This is a genomic window from Armatimonas sp. (genome assembly GCF_031410135.1).
GTDB lineage: Bacteria > Armatimonadota > Armatimonadia > Armatimonadales > Armatimonadaceae > Armatimonas.
On record NZ_JANNYP010000855.1, the window covers coordinates 1 to 8,123 of the forward strand.

Sequence of the window (8,123 nt, forward strand, 5' to 3'; positions counted from 1 at the left end):
CCAGAATTTTTTAACACAGGTGCCCACGCAAGTCCGTCAAATGTAATATTCTCTTGAGGGGCTCACTTGAGATGCTCAAGAGGCAAGGAACCTTTATGGACACCTACTATTCCCATTGTGCAGGACTCGACGTTCACAAGAGAGTCTGTCAAGTAATCTGTGCTTTTTCTTTTTGACGATTTGCTTTCCTTCTCCGAGACCCTTCCTTTCTCTCACACTGAGAGCTTGACGCGATCCCCATAGGCAATGCTCAACTGAGACAGGATCTGACCCCAGTGCGGGATGCGGTACGTCCAACGACGCTGCACATCCGCCGTCACCAGGTACAGCATCTTCAGGAGAGACTCATCGTTGGGGAACAGCGCTTTACCATGAGTGACCTTACGCAACTGACGGTGGAAGCTCTCAATGATGTTGGTTGTGTAAATCAGACGACGAAGCTCAGGAGAGAAACCAAAGAACAGCGCAAGCTCCCCCCAGTTGCTACGCCACGACGCGACAACCAGAGGATAGCGCTTACCCCAGGGCTAGGTGCGCTGCGCACCGTACCCCAGACGCTCTCGAATTCTTCTAAGGCGACCAAACCCGCCGCTTCAGACGGAGCTGTATACACACAGCGCAGGGCGTTGACCACCGACTGACGATCCTTACAGGAGACATACTTGAGGCTGTTTCTTACCTGATGCACGATGCACTTCTGAATCTGAGTTTGAGGGAACACAGCTCCAATAGCTTCTGAGAAGCCAGACAGATTATCCGTGCAGCAAATCAAGATGTCTCCTGTGCCACGGCTCTTGATTTCTGTCAGAACCGAGAGCCAGAATTTCGCGGATTCAGCCTCACCGATCCAGATACCAAGTACCTCTTTCATGCCTTCTAGATCTACTCCGATGACCACATACGCCGCCTTGCTGGCGATACGCCCCTCCTGCCGAACCTTGAAATGGATAGCGTCCAAGAACATCAGAGCGTAGACCGGAGCCAGGGGACGGCTCTGCCATGCCCGGATCTGAGGTAAGACCTTATCTGTTACATTGCTGACGAAAGTCGGAGAGACTTCCAGACCGTAGAGCTGTTGAAGGTGGTCTTGGATGTCCCGGCAACTCACCCCCTTGGCGTACAGAGCAAGAATTTGATCCTCGATGCCCGTGACATTCTTCTGCCGTTTATGCACGATCAGTGGCTCATAGGAGCCTTCCCGGTCACGAGGAACGCTCAACGCAATGTCGCCATAATCACTTCGTACGTTCTTGCTCGTATGCCCGTTACGCCGGTTGCTGGCGGCTCGCTCTGGGCGAGTCTCGATATCGTTCTGGGCGAGGCGCTCGTGCTTGGCGTATCCCAGGTGGTGCTCCATCTCACCTTCGAGCATGGCTTGGAGAGTCTGGCTGAAGAGATCCTTGAGAGCGCTCTGGACATCATCCATCGTTTGGATGTTGCCCTGCTCTAAAAACTGCTTGACCTGCTCAGGGCTAAAGCGTCCCGCCTGCTTGGTCTTTGACCTGGTTGTTGTTGCTGCCATTTCTTGCTTGTCCTTTCGAGCTCCCCTTACCTTCTGGGCAGGGGAGCTGCCGGGCTCCCCTGCGGGGAGCGGTTAGGAAAAAGCACACTTTATTTTACAGTCCCCAAACGTCACCTCCTGCCCGGCGCTCCCTGGGGCAGCAGCGCGAGACCGTAATGTATATAGCTCCAGATTTTGATGATCCCTTGCCAGACTCCTTTTGGATGGGCGAAGAATGAGATTGCTTCTGGATTCGCATGTTTTTCTCTGGGCAATTCAAAGCCCCGAGGAGCTTTCTGAGACGGCTCTTGCTGCTTTACAAGATACTTCCAACGATCTCTATGTGAGCCTGGCGACGCTCTGGGAGCTACAGATTAAGAGTGATCTTGGCAAATTGACTCTGTCCAAACTCTTGCCACAGATGATTGCGGAAGAAGTCGAGACAGGCAGAATGTCGGTATTGTCCATTACCCCTGACCATATCTATGCTCTCTCAAGCCTGCCGCACCACCATCGCGATCCTTTTGATCGGCTTTTGATTGCTCAGGCGCAATTAGAGGGCGCGACTTTGGTGACGAAAGACCACCTGATTGCGCTGTATTCTGTGCTGACTCTCTGGTAAAGTAGTGTCGCCTAGATCAAACCCGACCGCTACCGAACATGGACTTATCTTGAAAAAGACGACTATTTTTCTTCATGGCGCTGGGGGAGGGGGCTGGGAGTGGTTTCTCTGGGAGCCGATCTTTCGCAAGGCAGGCTGGCGCACGCTTGCTCCTGATCTCATGCCCGCTACGAGTGGCTTAGAGCATACCCAGCTCTCGGACTACGTGGGGCAGGCTATTGCCACCATTCCCAAAGATGCCAGCCCGTTGATCTTTATTGGAGCGAGCATGGGGGGGCTGCTCGCACTTGCCGCAGCAGCTCAGCGCAAGCCTACCGCGCTGGTGCTGGTCAATAGTGTTCCCCCAAAGGGCGTCTCTTGGCCTCGTGCTGAGAGTAAGCCAGCGCCGCCCGTGGTTCACTGGGCAAACGGCCCTTTGCAAGAGACCCGAGACTCCATGCCCGATAGCGACGAAAAAACTATCCAGTTTGCCTGGAAGCGCTGGCGCGATGAGTCTGGGGCGGTGCTCAACACACTCCATGCGGGAGTCGAGCTTACGAACCCAGGCTGTCCTACGCTGGTTGTGATCGGGGAGCGTGACACTGATATCCCGCCCGAGACCAGCCTTGCCCTCGCAACCCGTCTACGCGCCGATGTCCACCGCTACGCAGGAACTAGCCATGTCGGCCCACTTCTTGGCAAGCGGGCTCTGGAGATCGCCACCGCGACAGAGCACTGGCTGAGTGCCACAGTAAAGAACCAGCCTTAGGACAGCTCGAATGGCGTAATATGAACCAAACGTCCCGGGCATAATGAGCCAAATGCCTCAGGTGAGTGGGGCGTTTGCGCGGTTCAATGGGAGGCATCATGAAGATGTCTACCCTGGAAACCTATGGCCTTTCGGTGTGCTTTGTCGCGGCGATTGCCCTTGCCGTCGCGCTGTGTATGCTCCTCTACACGCTCGTTCAGCTCCTCAGTCCCCTTTTTGCCCTAGACAAGTGGGACTACCAGCGGCACCTCTCCAACGATGCTTTCTGGGAGCATAAAATCGGGACGCGTCTGGAGAGTGAGTCGAGCGAGAAGCCAGAGCGACCGGAGGCGGAAGTGCTCACCCAGCAGCGTGAGAGCGCCTTTCAGTTTCTCTTGCAGACCAACCGCCACGAAGCGGCGAAGCTCCTGGTCAAGGTCGTGATTTTTATCGTGGTGGATGCACTGCTCTTTGGGAGCCACTGGCTGATCGCAAAGAGCGCCCACGCCTAAGACCGTATGCCGTCTGGGTATACTCAGGGCGATATGACCGATAGTGATGTTCTTCAGATTTTCCGCGAGAGCGGTGCGCTGCTCACAGGGCACTTTGTGCTTACCAGTGGCCGCCACTCCGACACGTATTTTGAGAAGTTCCATGTCCTGCGCTACCCGCAGCATGTTGAGGCGCTGTGTAAAGTGCTCGCGGAGCGCTGCGCCGCAACCAAGCCCGATGTTGTTCTGGGGCCAACCACGCTCGGAATTCTACTCGCCTATGAAGTCGCCAAACAGCTGGGTGTGACCGCGGCTTACGGCGAGAAAGGCCCCAACGGCAAGCGGATGCTACGCCGCCCGGAGCACCTGACGGCAGGTCAGCGCGTGTTAATTGTGGACGATGTACTCACCACGGGCGGCTCGATCCGAGAGTGTATGGAGCTGGTGGAGAGCGTGGGTGCAACTCTCTGTGGCGTGGGCGTGGTCGTGGATCGTAGCGGCGGGACGCTGGACTTTGGCGCTCCACTGGCCGCGACTCTCTCAATCAATGCCGTTAGCTACGCCGAGGAGGAGCTTCCCGCCGAGCTCGCCGCCGTCCCGATTACCCGCCCCGGCTCAACCGGCAAGAAGTAACGGCAGCTCTTCCTGCACTTGTACAGGCCGCTGCTGCGCGATGGAGCGGCGTAGGGCGGCCTCGAACTGGAGCTCCTCCAGCCCCGCTAGACCGGGAACGGGCGGCGGGGTGCTCTGGCGAATTGAATCCAAATAGGCCGCCAGTGACTTCGCAAACGAGGCGCGATACTGATCCCAGCGCGAGTGGTTGCCGATCAGCCCGTGGGTTTCTTTGTAGCGGGTCGCATGGTCGTAGACTTCCAGCGGGCCGTCGAGATCGGAGAAGTGCAGGCTACCGCGCTCGAAGCTAAAGTGCAGCTCGTAGAGGGAGTGGTCGAACTTCGTGCCGCTGGTGCCTAAAATCGTGCCCGTCGCCCCGTTTTCTAGCCGAAACGCCCCGCTGACATCCACTGCACCCTGGTAGAGCGTCTCTCCTGCCAGCGCGGAGATCTCTGCCGCACGTCCCCCAAAGAGGTTCAACATGTCAATACAGTGGCTCCAGCAGGCGTAATTCACAAAAAGCGTGGCTTGTGTGAGCTTGCCAAAGTTACGCTCCCGTACTACTGTCAGTGCCCGCTGCGTTTGCTCAAAGAAGCGATAGTTAAAGACCATCGCTGTCTCACAGCCGAGCGTTTCGGCGCGTTGCAAGAGCGAGTGTGCTTGGAGAAAGTCCTCTTCGCTGACGTTGGCTTGGCCGTTTTGGGCTACCAGCGGCTTCTCAAAAAACAGCCGCTTGGGCTCGCCTGCCAGCAGAGCCTCTATCGCCTCGGCGCGCTGGGTCTCGTGGGTGAGCACCAGCGTGGTGTCAGGCTCGTCGGCGAGTAGGGCCTCGACCGTGGCAAAAGCTTGGCCGCCAAAATCTCGGGCGCAGGCTTCGGCTTTCTCAAACGTGCGCGAGTAGTAGCTCAGCACAATACCAGGCTGCTTTGCCAGATACGGGAGATAGTTACTGCGGGCGACCTTGCCAGTGCCGATAATGGCAACTTTGAGAGACATGGCAAAACTGTACCATAAAAGCATTACTCATAATTCGACCTTTGCTTTGTCATGCCAAGATAGATTTAAACGATGCCATTTTACCCGCTTGATCCCACTGGGCACCAGTAGCTCCGCCCCATGAACGGGGCGTCGCCCTTAGGGAAACAAAGCCCGTGCTGAGCTGGGCACGGGCGTTTTTTAGTTTCTCTCTCGGCTTCGCTCGAACTGGTAGTACTTCTTCCCCTTGTCCACCATCGTGCGGCGGTAGTAGCGCTGCCCATCGCGAATGATGTAGGGTTTTGAAAACAAGCGGGCACGGGCACGGGCACCTTTGTCCTGGCTCTTGCGGTCTTTCTCATAGCGATCTACCGAGTACAGCGCCCCTGCCGCACCGACAAAGGAGAGCGTTGGATCGTTCTTGATCAGCCCAAACGCCGCCAGCCCCCCGGAGATAATCGAGAGGTTTCGCCAGTCGTTCTTCGTTTTCTGCCGATTCTGCGCCAGAGCGCTACTCGGAGCAGCTCCGAGCAGAGCGAGCGCGGCCAGTGCGCCCCCAAGTAGTTGTATTGTCTTTGTTTGCATACCGTCCGTATGCCCAAACTCCCGCGCGGTTCCAAGCTATTTTGACAATATAATGTGCCCATGAAAACCATCCTGGTCGCGGACGACGAAATCAATATTAGTCGCTTGATCCAAGTCAATTTAGAGCGAGCCGGGTATTGGGTTGAGACAGTCGAGAACGGCCAGCAAGCCTGGGAACGGCTTCAGCAAGGCGGAATTGACCTGCTAATCACAGATGGGGTTATGCCACAGCTCAATGGTTTGGAGCTAGTTGAGAAGATCCAGGCAAACCCAGTCCTGCGCTCAGTCCCCATCTGTTTAACTCAACTTCCTCTCTACAACAACCGATACTATGAAGAACAAATCACCGAAGCGTTGATGCGGTTTCAGGTTGCCGCAATTGTCCCGAAACCGTTCAATCCCAAGGAACTACTACTCACGGTGAATCGCCTTTTGAGAACTTCGTAGCCCGGCACGGGCTTTGCGGATGAGGAACGAAGCCATTGCAGACGCCTTATTTCTTAGGGCGGCTCAGAGGCGAGGCGACGCGATACAATAGAGGTCTATGTCTGTTCCTCAGGATCGCATCCGAAACTTTTGTATCATCGCTCACGTGGATCACGGCAAGTCCACGCTCGCCGACCGCTTGCTGGAGTTTACCGGCACGGTCAATAAGCGCGACATGCAGGCGCAGGTGCTCGACCAGATGGATATCGAGCGCGAGCGGGGCATTACGATCAAGATGGCCGCCGTGCGCATGGCCTACACTGCCAAAGATGGGCTGGAGTATGAGCTGAATCTGATCGACACGCCCGGCCACGTGGACTTCACCTACGAAGTATCACGGTCTCTCAATGCTTGTGAAGGGGCGCTATTGGTTGTCGATGCCGCGCAGGGTGTCGAGGCGCAAACCCTGGCCAATGCGAATCTGGCGATGAACGCGAAGCTGGAGATCATCCCGGTCATCAACAAGATTGACCTGCCCGCCGCCGACCCCGATCGTGTGGCGGAGGAGATCGAGAGTCTCTTGATGATTGACGCCACGGAGGCGATTCCGTGTAGCGCCAAAGAGGGTATCGGGATCGAGGAGATCTTGGAGGCTGTGGTACAGAAAGTGCCGCCGCCGACGGGTGATCCTGAGAAGCCACTGCGGGCACTGGTCTTTGACAGCCACTACGACGGTTACTTGGGCGTGGTGGCCTATGTGCGTATCGTGGACGGCACCCTCAAGGCGGGCGACAAGGTTCACTTTATCGCCACCAACAAGGAGTTCCCGGTCAGTGAGGTCGGGACATTTGCGCCGCGCATGAAGCCTGCGGAAATGCTACGCGCTGGGGGCACGGGCTATTTTCACGCCGCGATCAAGTCCGTCACCGATGCTCGCGTGGGCGACACGATCACGGTGGCTGGGCGTGAGGGCAAGGGAGTCGAGGCGCTTCCGGGCTATCGCCCCGCCAAGCCGATGGTCTTTTGTGGCCTCTACCCGATGGACTCCAACGACTTCCCCAATCTCCGAGAAGCACTCGCCAAGATGCAGCTCAACGATGCGGCGCTCAGCTTTGAGGCCGAGAGTAGCGCCGCGATGGGCTTTGGCTTCCGCTGTGGCTTTCTGGGGCTTCTGCACATGGAGATCGTCCAAGAGCGGCTAGAGCGCGAGTTCAATCTCTCCCTGCTCTGCACCGCCCCGAGCGTCATCTACCATGTCTACAAAACCGATGGCAGCATGCAGGTCATTGACAACCCCGCTAACTGGCCCGAGACCACCAGCATCGAGCGCATTGAGGAGCCGTATGTCGAGGCGATGGTGATTGTCCCCACCGACTACGTGGGGACCGTGATGGACATGGGCCGCGACCGGCGCGGGATCATGGGGACGATGGAGTATCCCGCTCCGAATCGCGTGATGATGCACTACAAGCTCCCCCTCGCCGAGATCATCATGGACTTCTTCGACCAGCTTAAGAGCCGCACGAAAGGCTACGCCAGCTTCGACTACGAGCTCTCCGACTACGGTGTCAGCACACTGGTAAAGGTAGATGTCCAGGTCAACTCCGAGCCCGTGGACGCGCTGAGCTTTATCGCCCACCGTGACAAGGCCTACCCGCGCGGCAAGCTACTGGTCGAAAAGCTCAAGGAGATTCTTCCGCGCCAGATGTTTGAGATCAAACTCCAAGCCGCGATTGGTGGCAAGATCATCGCCGCTGAGCGCGTCTCCGCAATGCGTAAAAACGTCATTGCCAAGTGCTACGGCGGCGATATCTCCCGAAAGCGCAAGCTGCTGGAGAAGCAAAAAGAGGGCAAGAAGCGCATGAAGCAGTTCGGCAATGTCGAGATTCCACAAGAAGCGTTTATGTCCGTGCTCAAGCTGGGAGATTAGTCCCGCTGGTTGTTTTGTCCCGCCGGTTGGAGCGGCGGGACTGGAGAGCCTTTGGCTACAAAGGCCGCTCCGGGCCATCAAGAGATCATGGATCAGCAAGTAGCGCAAGCGCAAAAGCCGCGAGACGTGACGGGCCGATAACATGGCCCGCTTTTTTGTACTCAGCGTGATCGTCGGTGGGGTGCTGTTGTGGCTGGGGATGCGGCGCTTCAAGACGGCGCGACAGCAGGGCATGCTCTTGATCTTGCTCGGGG

Annotated in this window: 8 protein-coding genes and 1 pseudogene; 6 read left to right on the forward strand and 3 right to left on the reverse strand. The window is 57.0% G+C overall.

What is annotated here, in order from left to right; genetic code table 11:
- Window positions 1-212: 212 nt before the first annotated feature.
- Window positions 213-1,426 (reverse strand): annotated as a pseudogene (locus RMO15_RS30710) (IS256 family transposase).
- A gap of 310 nt (window positions 1,427-1,736) precedes the next feature.
- Here RMO15_RS30710 and RMO15_RS30715 point away from each other — a divergent pair.
- From RMO15_RS30715 to pyrE, 4 genes are all read left to right on the forward strand, one after another.
- Window positions 1,737-2,123: a type II toxin-antitoxin system VapC family toxin gene (locus tag RMO15_RS30715; RefSeq protein ID WP_309722255.1), complete on the forward strand. Its 387-nt coding sequence runs from the start codon at window positions 1,737-1,739 to the stop codon at window positions 2,121-2,123.
- Window positions 2,124-2,172: 49 nt separating this feature from the next.
- Window positions 2,173-2,871 carry an alpha/beta fold hydrolase gene (locus RMO15_RS30720; RefSeq protein ID WP_309722257.1) on the forward strand — a complete coding sequence of 233 codons (699 nt, stop codon included), beginning with the start codon at window positions 2,173-2,175 and terminating at the stop codon, window positions 2,869-2,871.
- A gap of 104 nt (window positions 2,872-2,975) precedes the next feature.
- Window positions 2,976-3,362 carry a hypothetical protein gene (locus RMO15_RS30725; RefSeq protein ID WP_309722260.1) on the forward strand — a complete coding sequence of 129 codons (387 nt, stop codon included), beginning with the start codon at window positions 2,976-2,978 and terminating at the stop codon, window positions 3,360-3,362.
- Between the two features lie 33 nt (window positions 3,363-3,395).
- Window positions 3,396-3,974 (forward strand): orotate phosphoribosyltransferase, encoded by a 579-nt coding sequence (gene pyrE / locus RMO15_RS30730; protein WP_309722262.1) that lies wholly within the window; start codon window positions 3,396-3,398, stop codon window positions 3,972-3,974.
- Here the strand turns inward: pyrE and RMO15_RS30735 are convergent.
- Complete coding sequence (locus tag RMO15_RS30735) at window positions 3,957-4,949, reverse strand: Gfo/Idh/MocA family oxidoreductase (protein ID WP_309722266.1); 993 nt, start codon at window positions 4,947-4,949, stop codon at window positions 3,957-3,959. The genes pyrE and RMO15_RS30735 overlap by 18 nt on opposite strands.
- Window positions 4,950-5,129: 180 nt before the next feature.
- The gene (locus RMO15_RS30740; RefSeq protein WP_309722268.1) at window positions 5,130-5,513 is read right to left on the reverse strand and encodes a hypothetical protein; all 384 of its coding nucleotides are present in this window, start codon (window positions 5,511-5,513) and stop codon (window positions 5,130-5,132) included.
- 60 nt (window positions 5,514-5,573) lie between these two features.
- Between RMO15_RS30740 and RMO15_RS30745 the strand changes: the two genes are divergently transcribed.
- Entirely contained in the window at window positions 5,574-5,960 is a 387-nt protein-coding gene (locus RMO15_RS30745) for a response regulator (RefSeq protein WP_309722270.1), read from the forward strand.
- Between the two features lie 97 nt (window positions 5,961-6,057).
- Window positions 6,058-7,869 carry a translation elongation factor 4 gene (lepA, locus tag RMO15_RS30750; protein WP_309722272.1) on the forward strand — a complete coding sequence of 604 codons (1,812 nt, stop codon included), beginning with the start codon at window positions 6,058-6,060 and terminating at the stop codon, window positions 7,867-7,869.
- Window positions 7,870-8,123 lie beyond the last annotated feature (254 nt).